The 18,280-nt window shown below is 64.6% G+C and carries 17 protein-coding genes; 13 read left to right on the top strand and 4 right to left on the bottom strand.

Features of this window, described 5'->3' with window-relative positions; translation table 11 throughout:
- Window positions 1-10 precede the first annotated feature (10 nt).
- The 5 genes from FHT79_RS16120 to FHT79_RS16100 are packed head-to-tail and all read left to right on the top strand — an operon-like array spanning window position 11 to window position 5,773.
- Window positions 11-1,390: an amidohydrolase family protein gene (locus FHT79_RS16120; protein ID WP_132573741.1), complete on the top strand. Its 1,380-nt coding sequence runs from the start codon at window positions 11-13 to the stop codon at window positions 1,388-1,390.
- Window positions 1,387-2,667: a Zn-dependent hydrolase gene (locus tag FHT79_RS16115; protein WP_183903688.1), complete on the top strand. Its 1,281-nt coding sequence runs from the start codon at window positions 1,387-1,389 to the stop codon at window positions 2,665-2,667. Before FHT79_RS16120 ends, FHT79_RS16115 begins: the two co-directional genes overlap by 4 nt.
- Window positions 2,648-3,745, top strand: coding sequence for a DUF917 family protein (locus FHT79_RS16110; protein WP_127431564.1), 1,098 nt, complete (start codon window positions 2,648-2,650; stop codon window positions 3,743-3,745). Before FHT79_RS16115 ends, FHT79_RS16110 begins: the two co-directional genes overlap by 20 nt.
- Before the next feature lie 3 nt (window positions 3,746-3,748).
- Window positions 3,749-4,078 carry a TfoX/Sxy family protein gene (locus FHT79_RS16105; protein ID WP_047617233.1) on the top strand — a complete coding sequence of 110 codons (330 nt, stop codon included), beginning with the start codon at window positions 3,749-3,751 and terminating at the stop codon, window positions 4,076-4,078.
- A 33-nt stretch (window positions 4,079-4,111) separates the two neighbouring features.
- Window positions 4,112-5,773, top strand: a complete 1,662-nt coding sequence (locus tag FHT79_RS16100) for a urocanate hydratase (protein WP_127431563.1) — start codon at window positions 4,112-4,114, stop codon at window positions 5,771-5,773.
- A gap of 43 nt (window positions 5,774-5,816) precedes the next feature.
- Here FHT79_RS16100 and FHT79_RS16095 read toward each other — a convergent pair whose 3' ends face one another.
- Both FHT79_RS16095 and FHT79_RS16090 read right to left on the bottom strand, forming a co-directional pair.
- On the bottom strand, window positions 5,817-6,203 hold the full coding sequence (locus FHT79_RS16095) for a VOC family protein (protein ID WP_025570552.1): 387 nt from the start codon (window positions 6,201-6,203) through the stop codon (window positions 5,817-5,819).
- Window positions 6,200-7,450 carry an MFS transporter gene (locus tag FHT79_RS16090; protein WP_183903687.1) on the bottom strand — a complete coding sequence of 417 codons (1,251 nt, stop codon included), beginning with the start codon at window positions 7,448-7,450 and terminating at the stop codon, window positions 6,200-6,202. The genes FHT79_RS16095 and FHT79_RS16090 overlap by 4 nt, the downstream gene beginning before the upstream one ends.
- 91 nt (window positions 7,451-7,541) lie before the next feature.
- Between FHT79_RS16090 and FHT79_RS16085 the strand changes: the two genes are divergently transcribed.
- The gene (locus tag FHT79_RS16085; RefSeq protein WP_025570548.1) at window positions 7,542-8,417 is read left to right on the top strand and encodes a LysR family transcriptional regulator; all 876 of its coding nucleotides are present in this window, start codon (window positions 7,542-7,544) and stop codon (window positions 8,415-8,417) included.
- A 369-nt stretch (window positions 8,418-8,786) separates the two neighbouring features.
- On the opposite strand, the gene FHT79_RS16080 is transcribed toward FHT79_RS16085, so the two are convergent.
- Complete coding sequence (locus FHT79_RS16080; protein ID WP_025570547.1) at window positions 8,787-9,692, bottom strand: LysR family transcriptional regulator; 906 nt, start codon at window positions 9,690-9,692, stop codon at window positions 8,787-8,789.
- A gap of 126 nt (window positions 9,693-9,818) precedes the next feature.
- Here FHT79_RS16080 and FHT79_RS16075 point away from each other — a divergent pair, with 126 nt between their 5' ends.
- From FHT79_RS16075 to coaBC, 3 genes are all read left to right on the top strand, one after another.
- Window positions 9,819-10,583: an SDR family oxidoreductase gene (locus FHT79_RS16075; protein ID WP_025570545.1), complete on the top strand. Its 765-nt coding sequence runs from the start codon at window positions 9,819-9,821 to the stop codon at window positions 10,581-10,583.
- Window positions 10,584-10,690: 107 nt separating this feature from the next.
- Window positions 10,691-11,440, top strand: coding sequence for an SDR family oxidoreductase (locus FHT79_RS16070; RefSeq protein WP_025570543.1), 750 nt, complete (start codon window positions 10,691-10,693; stop codon window positions 11,438-11,440).
- Between the two features lie 142 nt (window positions 11,441-11,582).
- On the top strand, window positions 11,583-12,788 hold the full coding sequence (coaBC, locus tag FHT79_RS16065; RefSeq protein WP_047617240.1) for a bifunctional phosphopantothenoylcysteine decarboxylase/phosphopantothenate--cysteine ligase CoaBC: 1,206 nt from the start codon (window positions 11,583-11,585) through the stop codon (window positions 12,786-12,788).
- Window positions 12,789-12,818: 30 nt separating this feature from the next.
- On the opposite strand, the gene FHT79_RS16060 is transcribed toward coaBC, so the two are convergent.
- Window positions 12,819-13,631, bottom strand: a complete 813-nt coding sequence (locus FHT79_RS16060) for a class II glutamine amidotransferase (RefSeq protein WP_025570539.1) — start codon at window positions 13,629-13,631, stop codon at window positions 12,819-12,821.
- Window positions 13,632-14,139: 508 nt separating this feature from the next.
- On the opposite strand from FHT79_RS16060, the gene FHT79_RS16055 reads away from it, so the two are divergent.
- The 4 genes from FHT79_RS16055 to FHT79_RS16040 all read left to right on the top strand — a co-directional run bounded on the left by FHT79_RS16055 (window position 14,140) and on the right by FHT79_RS16040 (window position 18,279).
- Window positions 14,140-14,817 carry a FadR/GntR family transcriptional regulator gene (locus FHT79_RS16055; protein ID WP_127431560.1) on the top strand — a complete coding sequence of 226 codons (678 nt, stop codon included), beginning with the start codon at window positions 14,140-14,142 and terminating at the stop codon, window positions 14,815-14,817.
- Entirely contained in the window at window positions 14,814-16,106 is a 1,293-nt protein-coding gene (locus tag FHT79_RS16050; protein ID WP_047617244.1) for an MFS transporter, read from the top strand. Before FHT79_RS16055 ends, FHT79_RS16050 begins: the two co-directional genes overlap by 4 nt.
- 124 nt (window positions 16,107-16,230) lie before the next feature.
- Entirely contained in the window at window positions 16,231-17,763 is a 1,533-nt protein-coding gene (locus FHT79_RS16045; RefSeq protein ID WP_127431559.1) for a carboxypeptidase, read from the top strand.
- Between the two features lie 114 nt (window positions 17,764-17,877).
- Window positions 17,878-18,279: a GFA family protein gene (locus tag FHT79_RS16040; protein ID WP_028757635.1), complete on the top strand. Its 402-nt coding sequence runs from the start codon at window positions 17,878-17,880 to the stop codon at window positions 18,277-18,279.
- Window position 18,280 lies beyond the last annotated feature (1 nt).

The following is an 18,280-nucleotide window of genomic DNA, read 5'->3' as shown; positions in this document are numbered from 1 at the left end:
AGGAAGCGGCATGGACTTCGATCTCGTTCTGCAGGGCACGGTGGTGCTGCCGGACCGCATTCTTGAACAGGGCTATGTCGCCGTGCGCGACGGCAAGATCGCCGAGGTCGGCCTCGGCGTGCCGCCGGCGGGCCGTGAACGGCATTTGCTCGGAAAAGCGCTGATCCTGCCCGGCGCGATCGACGCGCAGGTGCATTCACTCTCGCAGAAGGACCAGGAGGATTTCATCTGGTCGACGCGCTCGGCGGCGGCCGGCGGCGTGACAACAATCGTCGACATGCCCTATGACGAGGGCAATCTCGTCTGCTCGGCTGCGGCGCTACAGCGGAAGATCGACCATGCCGGACCGCAGGCGCGCGTCGACTTCGCGCTTTACGGCACCATCGATCCGGAAGAAGGCCCGGCTCGGATCCGCGAGATGGTGGAGGCAGGCGTTGCCGCCTTCAAGTTTTCGACCTTCGGCACCGATCCCAAGCGCTTTCCGCGCATTCCGCCGGCCCTGCTCGACGCCTGCTTTGCGGCGATCGCGCCGACAGGGCTGACGGCGGGCGTGCACAATGAAGACGACGAGGCGGTGCGAACCTATATGGAGCAGGTGAAGGCGAGCGGCATCACCGACTGGCGGGCGCACGGCCTGTCGCGGCCTGCGATTACCGAGCTGTTGGCGATGCACACGATCTTCGAGACGGGTGCGGCCACCGGCTGCCCGGCGCATGTGGTGCACTGCTCGCTCGGGCGCGGCTACGATATCGCCCGCGCCTATCGCCGCGACGGATTTGCGGCAACGGTCGAATGCTGCATCCACTACCTGACGCTCGACGAGGAAAACGACGTGAAGCGCTTGGGCGGCAAGGCGAAGATCAATCCGCCGCTACGGGCGCGCGCCGAGGTGGAGACGCTCTGGCGGAAGGTGGCCGAGGGCAATGTCTGGCTGGTCTCGACCGATCACGTCAGCTGGTCGGAAAACCGCAAGATCAATCCCGACATGCTCGCCAACGCATCCGGCGTTCCCGGCCTGGAGGTGATGGTGCCGCTGTTCGTCAAAGGCGCCACCGAGCGCGGCATTCCCCTGACATGGGCGGCCAAGCTGATGGCGGAGAACCCGGCGAAGCATTTCCGGCTCGAGCATATCAAGGGCGCGCTGGCACCGGGCAAGGACGCCGATATCACCGTGCTGGAGCCGCACGACAGCGTCTATGATGCCGCCGCGAGCGGCAACAACGTCGTCGGCTGGAGCCCCTATAACGGCATCCGCCTGCCCTGGACCGTCTCGGCCACCTATCTGCGCGGCGAAAAGATCGCCGAGGGCGGAAAGGTGCTGGCCGAGCCCGGCACCGGCCGGTTCGTGCGGCCGCTGCCGCGCCAGGTCATGGCAGGAACTGCCGCATGAGCCGCAATCTTCCCGTCAATGCCGGCCGGATCGCTGGCGATATCGAGGCGCTGGCCGCAATGACCGAGCCGGGGCGTCCCTGGACGCGGCGGGCCTTCTCGCCGCTCTTCCTCGATGGCCGGGCCTATATCGAAGCGCGGATGAAGGCGGCGGGACTGGAAACGCGGATCGATGCCGCAGGCAATCTGGTCGGCCGGCGGACAGGCCAGAAACCATGGCTCGGCACGATCATGATCGGCTCGCATTCCGACACCGTGCCGGACGGCGGCCGCTTCGACGGCATCGCCGGGGTGATCTCGGCGCTGGAGGTGGCGCGGGCGCTTGCTGAGCAGGATATCAAGCTCGATCACGATCTCGAAATCGTCGATTTCCTGGCCGAGGAGGTCAGCATCTTCGGCGTGTCCTGCATCGGCAGCCGCGGCATGACCGGCCAACTGCCGGAGGCCTGGCTTTCGCGCGTCAGCGACGGGCGCGACCTGGCCGAGGGCATCGCTGAGGTCGGTGGCAGGCCCGATGTGCTGATGCAGCAGAACAGGCCCGATATAGCAGGCTTTCTCGAGCTCCATATCGAGCAGGGTCCGGTGCTCGAAGCCGAGAGGCAGGATATCGGCATCGTCACCGCGATCTCGGGCATCACCCGGATCGAGATCACCGTCGAAGGGCGGGCCGACCATGCCGGCACGACGCCGATGGACCGACGGGCGGATGCGCTGGTGGCGGCATCGCAGCTGGTGCTCGACATCCGCAATGCCGCCGCAGAGCTTGCCAAAACGCCGGGGCATTTTGCAGCGACGGTCGGGGAATTCCGCATCGAGCCGAATGCCGCCAATGTCGTGCCGTCGAAGGTCACGCTGCTGATCGATGGGCGCGCGGAGATCCGCGCCGACATGGAGGCTTTCTGCCGCTGGCTCGACGGCCATGTCGAAAAGCTGGCAGGAGCCTACGGCGTGACGATCAAGACGCCGAACCGGGTTTCCGACAATCTGCCGACGCCAGGCGATGCCGGGCTGCTGTCGACACTGGAGGCGGCCTGCGAGCGGGTCGGCGCAAAAAGCCGGCGCATCGCCTCAGGCGCGGGACACGATATGGCCTGGATCGCCAAGGTGGCGCCGGCGGCGATGATCTTCGTGCCCTGCCGGGAAGGCCGCAGCCATTCGGCCGACGAATGGGCCGAGAATGACGATATCGCCCTCGGCGCCGCCGTGCTGTTCGAAGCGGTGCGCGAGATGGACACGAGCTTGAGGCAGGAGAGGACCGATGGGACGCATACTCGTTGAGAAGGACGTGGAAGCAGCCGTCAAGGGCGGCTCCGTCTATGCCGCCGGCGGCGGCGGCTGGGCCGATCATGGACGGATGCTTGGGCTTGCCGCCGTCAATGTCGGCAAGCCGGAGCTGGTCTCGATCGACGAGTTGCAGGATGAGGACTGGATCGCCACCGCGGCCGCAATCGGCGCGCCGGCCTCCACCACCCCCTGGGAAATGCAGGGCATCGACTATGTGAAAGCAGTGCAGTTGCTGCAGGAGGCGCTTGGGGAAAAGCTTTCCGGGCTGATCATCGGCCAGAACGGCAAATCCTCGACGCTGAACGGCTGGCTGCCGTCGGCCATCCTCGGCACCAAGGTGGTCGATGCGGTCGGCGACATCCGGGCGCATCCCACGGGCGACATGGGCTCGATCGGCATGGCCGGTTCGCCCGAGCAGATGATCCAGACCGCCGTCGGCGGCAATCGGGCGGAGAATCGCTATATCGAACTGGTGGTGAAGGGCGCGACGGCGAAGATCTCGCCGGTGCTGCGCGCCGCCGCCGATCAATCCGGCGGCTTCATCGCCAGCTGCCGCAATCCGCTGAGGGCTTCCTATGTCAGGACCCATGCCGCACTCGGCGGCATCTCGATGGCGCTGGCGCTCGGCGAGGCGATCATCGCGGCGGAGAAGCGCGGCGGGTCAGCTGTCATCGACGCGATCTGCAAGACGACCGGCGGGCATATCCTTGCCGAGGGGATCATCACCCGCAAGGACGTCGTCTACACCAAGGAAGCCTTCGACATCGGTACGATCACCGTCGGCGCGGGCGAAAAATCGGTGACGCTGCATGTGATGAACGAATATATGGCGGTGGACGATGCGGATGGCGGGCGGCTTGCCACCTTCCCGGCCGTCGTCACCACGCTTTCACCGGAGGGCGAACCGCTCAGCGTCGGCCAGCTTCAGGACGGCATGCACGTCTTCATCCTGCATGTGCCGATGGACATCATTCCGCTCTCGGCAAGCGTGCTCGATCCGACCGTCTATCCCGTCGTCGAAAAGGCGATGGGGATCGAGATCGCACGTTATGCGCTGGCAACGAAAGCCTGAGCCATGGCGCGCGATCCCGGTCTCGAAGAACTGATGCGCGAGGAACTCGGCGATCGGCCGGGCCTTACCGAAAAATCCATGTTCGGCGGCTGGGCCTTCATCCTGAACGGCAATCTCCTCTGCTGCGCGCGCCATGACGGCATGCTGATCCGTCTCGGCAAGGGCAATGACGGCTGGGCGCTGGCATTGCCAGGCGTGATCCAGATGCTGTCGGGCGAGCGGGTGATGCATGGCTGGGTGCGCGGTGGTGCCGAGGTTTACGGCGACGATGCCCTGAGACGGCGTTTGCTCGATGCGGCACTTGCCTATGTGGAATCGCTGCCGAGTAAGTGACGATCGAAGGCAGAGCAAAACGAGGAACCCACGATGTCGAAGGCCAATCCACGCCATCCGAAATTTCCGATTCCCGGCGGGCCGGAGCTGCGCGCCAAGGGCTGGCGGCAGGAGGCGCTGCTGCGGCTGCTCGAAAACGTGCTCTCCGTCGGCGAGGATCCCGACAACCTCATCGTCTACGCCGCGCTCGGCAAGGCGGCCCGCAACTGGGCGGCCCACAAAGGCATCGTCAAGGCGCTGACCGAAATGGACGAGGACCAGACGCTGCTCATCCAGTCCGGCAAGCCGATCGGGCTCGTTCGGACGCATGCCAAGGCGCCGCTCGTCATCATGGCGAACTGCAATATCGTCGGGCAATGGGCAAAGGCCGAGGTGTTCTACGAGCTGCAGCGCAAGGGGCTGATCTGCTGGGGCGGGCTGACGGCCGGCGCCTGGCAATATATCGGCAGCCAGGGGGTCATCCAGGGCACCTACGAGATCTTCATGCGCATTGCCGAGCGGCGCTTCGGCGGCGATCTCCTCGGCCGCTTCGTGCTGACCGCCGGCCTCGGCGGCATGGGCGGGGCGCAGCCGCTGGCCGGCCGCATGGCGGGGGCGGCAATCCTCTGCGTCGACATCGATCCGGAGCGCGCCCGCAAGCGACAGCAGATCGGTTATCTCCAGGAAATCGCGCCTGATCTCGATACCGCCCTGCAGATGATCGATGCGGCGGTGAAGGAGAAACGGGCGCTGTCCGTCGGGCTCGTCGGCAATGCGGCGGAGGTCTATCCCGAGATCGCCCGGCGCGGCATCGTGCCCGATATCGTCACCGACCAGACCTCGGCGCACGACCTCGTCTATGGCTACGTGCCGAAGGGCATGAGCCTCGATCAGGTCAAGGGCCTGCGCGACGATGGCCAAGGGCAATTGATGGCGGCAAGCCGCGCCTCGATCGTCGAACATGTGACGGCGATGCTGGAATTCCAGAAGAAGGGTTCTGAAGTCTTCGACAACGGCAACCTGATCCGCACGCAGGCCAAGGAGGGCGGCGTCGCCAATGCCTTCGACATTCCGATCTTCACCGAAGCCTATCTCAGGCCGCTGTTTGCCCGGGCGATCGGCCCGTTCCGCTGGATGGCGCTATCGGGCGAGGAGAGCGATATCGCCCGGATCGATGACCTGCTGCTCGAGATGTTCCCCGACAACAAGATCATCACCAACTGGATCCGGCTGGCGCGCGAGCATGTTCCCTTCGAAGGGCTGCCGGCCCGCATCGCCTGGCTCGGCCACGGCGAACGCACGGCACTCGCGAGGCGCGTCAACACGCTGGTTGCGAGCGGCGAACTGAGAGGCCCGGTCGCCTTCTCCCGCGACCATCTCGATGCCGGCGCCATGGCGCACCCGAACATCATGACCGAGCGGATGAAGGACGGCTCCGACGCGATCGCCGACTGGCCGCTGATCGATGCGATGATGCTCTGCTCGTCGATGGCCGATCTCGTCGTCATTCATTCCGGCGGCGGCGGCTATGCCGGCTATATGACGAGCTGCGGCGTCACCGTCATCGCCGATGGCACGGATGCCGCCGACGAACGGCTCGATCATGCGCTGACCAACGATACCGCACTCGGCGTCATGCGGTATGCCGATGCCGGTTACGAGGAGGCGCTGGATGAAGTGGCGAAGAAAGACGTGCCCTATCTCCGGCTTGGCTGATGTGCGGGAGCAGACATCCAGACCTTTCCAGAATTATCAGGCATCAGGCAATCAGATTGGAGACCTCGAGGAGATTGCCGTCGGGGTCCCGGAAATAGACCGAGCGCAGACGTCCGGTCGCGCCGGTGCGTTCGACCGGACCCTCTTCGATCGCAACGCCTGAGGCCTGCAGATGCGTGATGACATCGGCGAGCGTCGTCTCGGCGATGAAGCAGAGGTCGCCGGAGCCGGCTGTGGGATGACTCGCCTTGGGATCGAATTCGCGGCCGGCCTGGTGCAGGTTGATCTTCTGCCGGCCGAATTTCAGCGCCTTGCGGCCTTCCGCGAAGGTTTCGACCGACATGCCGAGGATGCGGGCATAGAAATCGCAGGTGATGGCAATATCGGCGACGGTCAGCACCAGATGGTCGAGGCGGTCGATGCGGATCATGCTGTTCTCCTCGCGAGGTGCTTTGCAAGACAGGCGGAGACAAAGGCCAGCGCCAGCATGGCAAGCGTGAAGATAACGACGGCGGTCCAGCCTTCAACCGCGAAGAACCAGCCGCCCGCCGAACCCATCAAGCTGGAGCCGACATAATAGGCAAGCATATAGAGCGATGAGGCGTGGCCTTTGGTGCCATGCGCCAGCCTGCCGACAAGGCCGCTGGCGATGGAATGGCTCATGAAGAAGCCGGTGGTGAGCACGATGATGCCGAGGATGATGACCGGGAGCGAGGCAAAGAGCGTCAGCGCGCTGCCGGCGGCGGTGAGTGCCAGACCGAAGAGAAGCACGGAAAAATGGCCGATCCGGTCTCCGAGGAGGCCGCCGATCGAGGAGGCGCCGATGCCGAAGAGATAGACGGTGAAGATCAGGCCGAGTTCGGTCTGGTTGAGGCCGTAAGGCGGCGCCACGAGGCGGAAGCCGGCATAATTATAGATCGTCACGAAGGAGCCCATCGCCAGGAAGGCGATGGCGAAGAGGAAGGGCAGCGCCGGACTGCTGAGATGGCCGCGCCACGCGTTGAGATGAAAGCGCGGATCGAAGCCCGGCCGGCGGACGAAATTGCGTGACGGCGGCAGCAGGGCGATGAAGCCGATCGCAGCGGCAAGGCCGATGGCGCCGATCAGAAAGAGCGCCGGACGCCAGCTGAAATATTCGGCGAAGATACCTGTCAGCACGCGGCCGGACATGCCGCCGAAGGCCGTGCCGGCGACATAGAGGCCCATGGTGGCGCCGAGGCCGCGCGGATCGATTTCCTCGGCGAGATAGGCCATGGCGACGGCCGGCACGCCGCCGAGAACGAGGCCCTGCAGGGCGCGGATGACAAGCAGCAGGTGCCAGTTCGGGGCAAAAGCGGTGGCAATGGTCAGCAATGCCGCGCCGACCAGCGATATCGACATCAGGCTGCGGCGGCCAAGGCCTTCCGAGACGGCGGCGGCACAGACGATGGCAAGTGCCAGGAAACCGGTGGAGAGCGAGAGGGACAGCGAGCTTTCGGCCGGGCTGACGGAGAACTCCTGCGAGAAGATCGGCAGCAGCGGCTGGACGCAATAGAGCAGCGAGAAGGTGGAGAAACCGGAAAGGAAGAGCGCCAGGCTGGCGCGGCGATAGGCGCCGGTTCCACGCGCGAGATAGTGCTTCTGCCCTGGGGTCGCTGATATCTCGGAGGTCTTTAATACATGCGCTGACGTCGGCATCTCTTCATCCTTCCGGTCTCCGATCTAGTCAACGCCGCTCCATTTGTCCAATATATGAAACTGGCGATTTCGATAGGTTTTGGAGATGACGATGGAGTTGCGGCACTTGCGATATTTCCTGGCGGTGGCGGAGGAAGGCAATTTCACCCGTGCGGCCGCCAAGCTCGGCATCGGGCAGCCGCCGCTCAGCCAGCAGATCCGCGATCTGGAGAGGGAAGTGGGTGCGGCGCTGTTTCACCGCGTGCCGCACGGCGCCGAATTGACGGCGGCGGGCGCTGCCTTCCTCGGCGAGGCAAAGGCGTCGCTGGCGGCTGCGGAAAAGGCAAAGCTTGCGGCGCAAAGCGCCAATCGCGGCGAGACCGGCCGGCTGTCGCTCGGCTTCACCGCATCCTCCGCCTTCAACCCCGTGGTCAGCGCGACGATCCGACGATTTCGTGCCCGCTGGCCCGATGTCCGGCTGGCGCTGACGGAAATGAATACGCTGGCGCTGATGCAGAAGCTGGAAGGCGGCGAGCTCGACGCCGCCTTCATGCGCCCCAGCCTCGACGACCCCGCCGGCGTCCGGCTGCGGCGATTGCCGGATGAGCCGATGGTGATCGCCCTGCCCGCCAGCCATCCTCTGGCACGGCGCAGCAAACTGCCGCTTGCGGCACTGGCGGACGAACCTTTCATCCTCTTTCCCCGGCTCGTCGGCTTGAGCCTCTACGACGATGTCGTGCTGGCCTGCCGCAAGGCGGGATTCGAGCTGACCGTGGCCCAGGAGGCGCCGCAGATTTCCTCCGTCGTCAATCTGGTGGCGGCAGAGCTCGGCGTCTCGATCGTGCCGGCCTCGATTTCGCAGATCAGGCTCGAAGGCGTCGCCTACCGGCCGATTGAGGGGCCGCCGGCTGTGGCGCGTCTGGCGCTGGCAATGTTGAAGACACATCGCTCGCCGGTCACCGAGAACCTGATGAGCCTGCTGAGCTAAAGCGCGTCGCGATCCTTCAGATTCGCTCTTCGCGCTTTAGAGCCTTTCCGGGTTAGATTGCAGCATTCTGCCGGAGCAGGTTTTCGTCAGGGCAAAGGCGATTGGCGAAGGGCATACCTCTTGGTACGGTCGAGCCGATCGCCTTTGCCCTGGCGGAAAGATGCCCGGCCCTTCGGGTTGGCTGAAACGGGCCGGCTGATCGACCGGCCGGCTTGGCCGTAGAGCTGGGCTACGACGCGCGCCGACCGGTCGACCATCCGACTCCATTTGAGCCAACAGGAATGCTGCAATCTAACCCGGAAAGGCTCTGATCTTTGTTCTTGCTCATGTCGTTTTGCAAAAGCGCTGCACACTTTTGCGCGACATGGTCTAGCCCGCCGGATCCCAATAGGGCGGATCGCCAAAACTCTTCTTCAGGTGATCGGCGATGGCGCGAAGCTTGGCGGAGGGGTTTCGGCCCTCGGGATGGGCCATGTAGATGAATTCGGCCTCCGGCCTGTGACCGACATCGATTTCGGCAAGCCGGCCTTCGCGAATGGCGGGGCCGGCGATGAAGGCGGGCAGCAGCGCGATGCCGAGACCGGCAATGGCGGCGTCGCGGAGCATGTCGCCATTGTTGATGCCGAGCGCCAGTTTCGCACGGACGACGACCGCGCCCTCCGGCGTTTGGAAGCGCCAGTCGGCAACGCCGCGATTGGTATAGAAGATTCCGCGATGGCCGTTGAGATCATCAAGCGACGACGGCACTCCCTGGCGCGCGAGATAATCCGGCGAGGCGCAGACAAGACGGCGGCTGCGCGCGAGCTTCCAGGCGACCAGCCTGTTATCGGCGATCGGACCGTTGCGGATGATGGCATCGTAGCCGTCCGACGCGGCATCGACACGTCGGTCGTCAATATCGAGGGTGAGTTCGATCTCGGGATGTTCGGCAAGGAAGGGATAGAGCGCCGGGCCGAGATGCATGCGGCCGAAGGTGACCGGAGCGGCGATGCGGATCGGGCCGGACAGGCTTCCGCGCCGCTCCGCCATATCGGCCGCAGCCGCCTCGATCTCGCGCACGATGCGCGCGGCACGCTCCAGGAAGACCGCGCCATCCTCCGTCAAACTCAGCTTGCGCGTCGTTCGGTGCAGCAGCATGCCGCCGAGCGACTTCTCCAGCTCGGCCAGCCTTTCGCTGACGACGGATTTCGACAGCCGCAGGCGCCTGGCCGCCTCGCTGACCGAGCCCGCCTCGACGACGGCGACGAAAGCCGTAATACCTTCGATCCTGATCATCGTTCGGCTTTTCCGAATTCGAGTTCCCCAATCTGGAGACTAATCCGAACGAAAGGAAAATGCCATCTTCCCTTCATCGAAAGAGACGGCAGGGGCCGCCTCACCTCGGAATCAGGAGATGGAACCATGAACCGCTTGAACAACAAGGTCGCGATCGTCACCGGCGCAAGCTCCGGCATCGGCCGCGCCACGGCAAAGCTCTTCGCCGCCGAAGGCGCCAGGATCGTCGTCGGCGCCCGCCGCGAGCGTGAACTCGACAGCCTGGTCGCGGAGATCAAGGCAGAGGGCGGCGAGGCCATCGCCATTGCCGGCGACGTGCGCTCGGAAGATTATCACAAGGCGCTGGTCGCGGCCGCCGTGACGCATTACGGCAAGCTCGACATCGCCTTCAACAATGCCGGCACGCTCGGCGAAGCCGGCCCGAGCACCGCCGTTTCCGAAGCAGGCTTCAGCGAGGCGCTGGCGATCAACCTGACGGCCTCCTTCCTCGCCGCCAAACACCAGATCGGCGCGATGGTGGAAAATGGCGGCGGCTCGGTGATCTTCACCTCGACCTTCGTCGGCTACAGCTTCGCCTTCCCGGGCGTTGCCGCCTATGCCGCCAGCAAATCCGGCCTGATCGGGCTGACGCAGGCGCTTGCCGCCGAGTTCGGCCAGCAGGGCGTGCGGGTCAATGCCATCCTGCCGGGTGCTGTCGATACCGACATGTATCGGGACATGAACGATACGCCCGACAAACAGGCCTTCGTCACCAACCTGCATGCGCTGAAGCGCGTCGCAACTCCCGAAGAACTTGCCCGCTCGGTTCTCTACCTCGCCTCCGACGATGCGAGCTTCGTCACCGGCACGGCTTCGCTGGTCGACGGCGGCGCCTCGATCACCCGCACCTGACGAAAGCCAAGCGCGATGACCCGCTCCGGATTGTCGCGCCGCCTTTTCCGGAACATTCTCCCACTGACCCCGGGCCGCGGCCCCACATCCGATTGAAGGAACGCATCATGTCACGTCTGCAGAACAAGACAGCCCTCATCACCGGCGGCACCAGCGGCATCGGCATCGAAACCGCCCGTCAATTCATTGCCGAAGGCGCCCGTGTCGTCGTTACCGGCAGCAGTGCCGCAAGCGTCGAAGCCGCCCGTCGCGAACTCGGCGACAAAGCGATCGTCATCCAGGCCGATGCCGGCGATGCGGCCGGCCAAAAGGCCGTCGCCGATACCGTGAAAGAGGCTTTCGGCACGCTCGACATCCTCTTCGTCAATGCCGGTGTCGCCGAATTCGGGCCGCTGGAACAGTGGAGCGAAGCCGCCTTCGACAGGTCGGTAGCGATCAATGTCAAGGGGCCGTTCTTCCTGATCCAGTCGCTACTGCCGATCTTTTCGAAACAGGCCGCAATCGTGCTCAATACCTCGATCAACGCCCATATCGGCATGCCGAACTCCAGCGTCTATTCACTGACGAAGGGGGCATTGCTGACGCTTGCCAAGACCCTGTCGGGCGAACTGATCGGCCGCGGCATCCGGGTCAACGCCGTCAGCCCGGGGCCGATCGCCACGCCGCTCTACAGCAAGCTCGGGGCGTCGGAAGCCGATTCCAAGGCGATGACCGCGCAGATCCAGTCCCAAATCCCTGTCGGCCGCTTCGGGAGCCCCAGCGAAGTCGCGAAGACGATCATCTTTCTCGCCTCCGATGAGGCCGCCTATATCGTCGGCAGCGAACTCGTCATCGACGGCGGGATGAGCAACCTCTGACCCCACGAAAATGGCGGCTGACGTCCATGAACGGGGCGGCATCCGCCGACTGCGGCCGATGCCTTTCGCCGCGCGATTGCATGTTCTCCGCCAAAGGCTTAGGGTCGGGGCCGGTCAGAAAAGGCGACGGGTAGAAAAAGCCATGGCTCTCAGCGGAAAACGCATCCTCCTCATCATCTCGGGCGGCATCGCCGCCTATAAGAGCCTGGATCTGATCCGCCGGCTGCGCGAGCGCGGCGCCAGCGTGCGCCCGGTGATGACCCGCGGGGCGCAGGAATTCGTCACGCCGCTGGCCGTCGGTGCTCTGGCGGCGGACCATGTGTTCCTCGATCTGTTTTCGCGGCAGGACGAACAGGATATCGGCCATATCAGGCTGGCGCGCGACTGCGATCTCGTGCTGATCGCCCCTGCCACGGCCGATCTGATGGCGAAGATGGCGAACGGGCTTGCCGACGATCTTGCCTCGACCGTGCTGCTGGCAACCAACAGGCCGGTGCTTGCCGCACCGGCAATGAATCCGTCCATGTGGGCGCATCCGGCGACCCGGCGGAATGCCGCGATGCTCAGGGCCGACGGCATCCGCTTCGTCGGGCCGATGGCCGGCGAGATGGCGGAAAGCCGGGAGACAGGGCTCGGCCGGATGGCGGAGCCGCTGGAGATCGTGGCGGCCGCCGAAACCCTGCTCGACGACGGAGAAAAGCCGCTCAAGGGGCGCAAGGCAATCGTCACCTCAGGACCGACGCATGAGCCGATCGATCCGGTGCGTTACATCGCCAACCGCTCCTCCGGCCGGCAGGGACATGCGATCGCCGCAGCCCTTGCAAAGCTCGGGGCGGAGGTGACGCTGGTATCGGGACCGGTGACGATCGCCGATCCGGTCGGCGTCAACGTCATCCACGTGGAACGGGCCGAGGAAATGCGTGATGCGGTGCTTGCAGCACTGCCGGCCGACGTCGCCGTGATGGTGGCGGCGGTAGCGGACTGGCGCGTCGCCTCGGCGGCCGACCAGAAGCTGAAGAAACATCCCGGCGAATCCATTCCGACGCTGGCGCTGACCGAAAATCCGGACATCCTGAAAACCGTCGGCCATCATACGATGCGGCCGAAGCTGGTCATCGGCTTTGCCGCCGAGACGCAGGACGTGGAAAGCAATGCCAAGGCGAAGCTCGAGAGGAAGGGCGCCGACATGATCGTCGCCAATGACGTCTCTCCCGCCACCGGGATCATGGGCGGCAGCCGCAACAGCGTCAAACTCGTCCGCCGCGACGGCGTCGAGCAATGGCCCGACCTGGCGAAGGAAGAGGTTGCCGAAAGGCTCGCAGCGCTGATCGCCCAGCGGCTCCGCTGATCGCGAGCGGCTCAGCTAGCCGAGAGCGGCTCAGGCAGGAATAGCCAGGCGCTGCGGCTTGACCGCATTGCGCTTCTCCGGCCGGAAGTCGGCGACGTCGATGCCGTCTTTGCCGATGGTGACGGCGCTACCGTCCGGAATTTCCGCCCAGGCGTCGACATCATCGTTCAACGGCTCGGAGACGAGGCAATAACCGGCGCTGACGGGTGAGGCATAGAGCGTCGGCGCCTTGCGATCGGTGGCATAACGGATCGCATAGAGCGTGCTGCCATCGGAGAAGGCAGCGGTAAAGCGCAGCAGGATCGAGCCGATGACGCTTTCGGCCAGATCCTCGACGACACCGATCATGTGAGCCATCGCGGCGACCGGCGCCTCGCGCAGGCCGAACTGCAGCGCCAGCAGGAACATCAGTTCGGAATCGGTCGTGCCGCCGCGGGCATTGAACAAATCGTCATCGAGCATTGCCTCCATCGGCCGGCGCAGCCGCTCGAAGCCGGAGATCTGGCCGTTATGCATGAAGGACCAGGTGTCATGGGTGAAAGGGTGGCAATTGTCGCGGCGCGTGCCGCCGCCGGTCGCAGCGCGGACATGGGCGAGAAAGAGCGGCGAACGGATCTGCCGCGCCAGGCTCTTCAGATTGCAATCCGACCAGGCCGGCAGGATATCGCGGTAACGGCCGGGCTCGGGCCGGTCACCATACCAGGCGATGCCGAAGCCATCGCCATTGGTCGCCGTCTTGGCGCGGGTGGCGCAATGGGACTGCTCGATCAGGGAATGGGCAGGCGAGGATACCAGTTCCTCGAGATAGAGAGGGTCTCCACGATAGGCTGCCCAGCGACACATGGCTTTCTTGCTCCGGAACCCGCCGCCGCACCGGCGGGAATACTCTAAATTGTCTGATCTCGCGGCTAATAACAGCTTAACGCGCCGCCGGTTTGCAAGCGCAAGATGACAGTTTCGTGGCGTCCGGCATCTTCAAATTCTGCGAAACACTGTGTTCTCTCGTGAACATCCGCATTGCCCAGGGTTGCGTCCTATGTGGAATTTCTTCTTGCATCTGTGAAGAATCAGCCTAACTTTAAGTCATCAGCAACAGAACGAAAGGAAGGTGATCCAATGTCTAATGAGATTTCGGACCTCGTAACGGGCATGGAAGAGGTGAAGAAGGCGAGGCAGCCCTCGCTCTAATCCCCGCCTTCCTGGGGCTGCATAGACAGTCCAGGCCAGTTCGAGGCCAAACTCATGGAAAGGGTCGCTGAGGCGACCCTTTTTTAATGCCCGGATTTCAAATTGACGGAACTTCGAAATTCCATTACTCATAAAGTCATCAGATGACTTTATGAGTAATGGAATGCGGGCACTCAGCAAGACCAATCTCGCCGATGAGGCGATCGAGGCGATTCGCGGCGACATTCTCGGCAAACGCTGGGCGGTCGGCGAGAAACTGCCGAATGAAGCCTCGCTGTCAGCCATGCTGTCCGTCAGCCGCGGCACGGTGCGCGAGGCAGTGCGCGTTCTCGTCTCGCAGGGTTATCTCGAAACCCGCCAGGGCTCGGGAACCTATGTCCGCTCGACCCGCGATGCCGGCCGGCCGCTGACGATGGCACGGCGCGCCAGCCTGCGCGACCAGTTCGAGGCGCGATGCGCACTCGACGTCGAGGCAGCCCGTCTGACGGCGATCCGCAAGACCCCGGAAACGGTGGCCGAGCTGCGCAGGCTGCTTGCCGAACGCGGCAATTACGATGGCGGCAATCAGGCCGGCTTCATCGAACGCGACCTCGCCTTCCACAAGGCCGTCATCGCCGCTTCCGGCAACCGGGCGATGATCGAGATCTATGATTTCTTCTCGGCCTCGATTGCCGACACCATCGCCGCAACGCTCGGCAAGGATATTCCGGAACCCGATATGCAGGCGCATGCCAATATCGTCGACGCCATCGAGACCGGCGATGCCGACAAGGCGGACGCGGCGGTGCGCCGTTTCATGGCGCCGGTTCTTGCCGCACTCGACCGGATGATCCTGTCATGAACACGCCTTTCAATCACGCTGCCAGCACGCTCGAGGCGGCCGACGAACTGCTGATCGACGCCGAGACCGGCAGCCTTCCGCCGCCGCAGGCAACGTCGAAGCGGGGAGCTGCGGGTCGTTTCCTGCTCGGCGCATGCCTGGTGCTGATCGCCTTCAACCTGCGCCCGGTCTTTTCGAGCGCCTCGGCGCTGCTGCCGGAAATCCGCTCGGAGCTCGGCCTCAGCGCGCTGGGCGCCAGCCTGCTGACGACGCTTCCGGTCGTCTGCCTCGGCGCCTTTTCGCCGCTTGCGCCTCGTCTTGCCCAGCGCCTCGGGACTGAGCGCACGCTGCTCGGCGTTCTGCTGCTTCTCGCGCTCGGCACTGCATTGCGCGGGCTTTCCTCCGTGCCGCTACTCTTCATCGGCACGGCCCTTGCGGGCGCCTGTATCGCTGTCGGCAACGTGCTGCTGCCGGGGCTGGTGAAGCGGGATTTCGCCGGGCGCGCCGCGCTGATGACCGGTTTCTACACGATGGCGCTTTGCGCCGGTGCGGCAAGTGCGGCCGGGCTGACGCTGCCGATCGAGCATGGATTGGGCGGGTCTCTCGCGGGCGCGCTCGCCATCTGGGCGCTGCCCGCCCTGATCGTCAGCCTGCTCTGGCTGCCTGAGGTTCTTCGCAGCGGCCGGCAGGCAAGACGAAATGGCTTCCACGTCAAAGGCCTCTGGCGCGACCGGCTCGCCTGGCAGGTCACGCTGTTCATGGGGCTGCAATCGGCACTTGCCTATTGCGTCTTCGGCTGGCTGGTTCCGATCTTGCGCGAACGCGGGCTCGACGGCGTCACCGCCGGGGCGATCGTTTCCCTGTCGGTGATGGTGCAGGCCGCCTCCTGCCTGATCGTGCCGCATATCGCCGTGCGCGGCCGCGATCAGCGGCTGATCAATGCGAGCCTCTGCGGCGTCGCCGTCACCGCCCTGCTCGGCCTGCTCTTTGCGCCGCTGTCGACAGTCTGGCTGTGGGCGGTGCTGCAGGGCATCGGTCAGGGCGGGCTGATCGCCGCGGCCATGACGACGATCGTGCTGCGCTCGCGCGATCCCGATGTCGCCGCCCATCTTTCGGGCATGGCGCAATGCGTCGGTTACCTGCTTGCCGCCATCGGCCCACTCATCGTCGGTCTCATCCGCGGCTGGACCGGAAGCTTTTCCTGGTGCGCCGCCCTCTTTGTCGCGCTTGGGCTCGGCGCGGCGATCAACGGCTGGAAGGCCGGCCGGGCAATCGAAGTGAACGTCCATGCGGTCGAGAAGACAGGCTGAGCCGCACGCTCAGCTCACTCGTTCACTGGTTCATTCACTGGCCCATCACCATCTCTTGATGCCCGTCGCCGGCCGCGGATGTTACGCTATCTCAGCCCCTCATCCCATCGCCGGAGGAGACATCTTGCGCATCCGAACCCTGTTTCTGCTTGCCGCGCTTGCGGCAATGCTGGCCCCTGCCCTTTCTCATGCGCAGGAAAGCGGTCAGCCGAGGGCCAATATCCAGAGCGGCGCGCGCGAGGGCGTGCTGAAGCTGCTGCCGGCCGATTCCGTCACCGAGCACGAGCTGACGATCGGCGGCCGGAAAATCGCCTATACCGCCACCGCCGGCACGCTTGCACTCTTCGGCCAGGACGGCGCGCAGACCGGCGCGATCTTCTACACTGCCTATGTCGCTGGGGATGGCGGGGCGAACCGGCCTCTGACCTTCGCCTTCAATGGTGGGCCGGGTGCGGCTTCCGCCTTCCTGCATCTCGGGCTGGTCGGGCCTGAAGTGCTCGATTTCGGGCCGGATGGACGCGACGGCGCCAATGCGAAACTCGTCGACAACAAGCAGAGCTGGCTCGATTTCACCGATCTCGTGCTGATCGATCCGATCGGCACGGGCTGGAGCCGGACGGTCAAGGCGGACGACGCCTCCAACTATTACAACGTCAATGCCGATGCTGAGAGCATCGCCAAGGCGATCGCGCTCTATGTCACGCACAACAACCGCTCCAACTCGCCGAAATATCTTCTCGGTGAAAGCTATGGCGGCTTCCGCGCCGCCAAGGTCGCCTCGGCGCTGCAGGAAAGCCAAGGCATCATCGTCGCCGGCGCGGTGATGCTTTCTCCCTTGCTCGAAGGCCAGCTGATGTTCAATGCCGACCAGTTCGCGCTCGGCGCAGCCCTCGAACTACCGTCTTTGGCGGCCGCCGAACTCGACCGGCATAAGGCTTTCGACGAAGAGACGCAGAAGCAGGCCGAGACCTTCGCGCTCGGCGACTATCTGACGACGCTGGCCGGACCGCCGCCGACGGGTGCCGAGGCCGCCGCCTTCTATGGCAGGGTCGCCAAGCTGACGGGCATTCCCGAGGATATCGTCGCCCGCAACCGCGGCTTCCTCGGCAATTCCTTCGTCAAACATTCCGACGTGGGCAGCGGCGAGGTGATGAGCGCCTACGACGCCTCCTTTGCAGCCCCCGATCCCTACCCGGAATCGGACTACGATCGCGGCGACGACGCCATCCTCGATGGCTTCACCCGCGCCTATGGCGGCGCCTTTGCCGATTACGCCCGCAACCAACTCGGCTTCAGGACGGAGATGACCTATACGCTGCTCGAAGGCGATATCAGCCGGCGCTGGGAATGGGGCGGAGGACGCGGCGGCGGATCGCGCCTCCAGGCCAGCGCCACCGACGACATCCGGCAGCTGCTCGCCTCGAACCCGGCATTCCATCTGCTGATCGCGCATGGCTACAGCGATCTGGTGACGCCCTATAGCGTCAGCCGCTATGTCGTCGATCATCTGCCGCCGTCGCTCGCCGGCGGGCGCGTCGGGCTGAAACTTTATCGCGGCGGCCATATGTTCTATACCAAAGCCGATCAGCGGGCCGCCTTCACGGCCGATGCCAAGGCCTTCTATGCCACACGGCCAGGCGCGCAGCCGGCGGACTGAGGCGTGGGGCGATCGTTCAGGTTCGCCTGCCACGCTTTGGTTCTTTGTTTATCGCATCTCATGATCGCAAAACCGCAGTACATTTTTGCGCGACATGCTTTGAGGAAGTAACCGATGCATATCACCGGGGGATGCCATTGCGGCGCAATCCGCTATCAGGCGGAAATCGATCCAGAGCGGATTTCGATCTGCCATTGCACCGATTGCCAGCGGCTGACCGGCTCGGCCTATCGCGTCACCGCACCGGCGCGGCCGGACAGTTTGACGCTCCTGTCGGGCGAACCGAGAGGCTACGCAAAATATGGCGACAGCGGCGGTCTCAGCCGGCAATTCTTCTGCCCGAATTGCGGATCGCCGCTTTACCGCACCGACGGCGAAGGCGGCGCGATCGGCATCCGCGTCGGCAGCATCGACCAGCGGCGGGAACTGACGCCCAAGAAACAGATATGGTGCCGCTCGGCCCTGGCAGGGGTGGAGAATATCGAGCACCTGCCGCGCTTCGAGGGCGAGGATTAAA

This window comes from Rhizobium sp. BK212, from assembly GCF_014197475.1.
Lineage (GTDB): Bacteria > Pseudomonadota > Alphaproteobacteria > Rhizobiales > Rhizobiaceae > Rhizobium > Rhizobium anhuiense.
The sequence above is the reverse complement of the archived record's forward strand: the minus strand, read 5'-3'. Positions and strand labels throughout refer to the sequence as shown.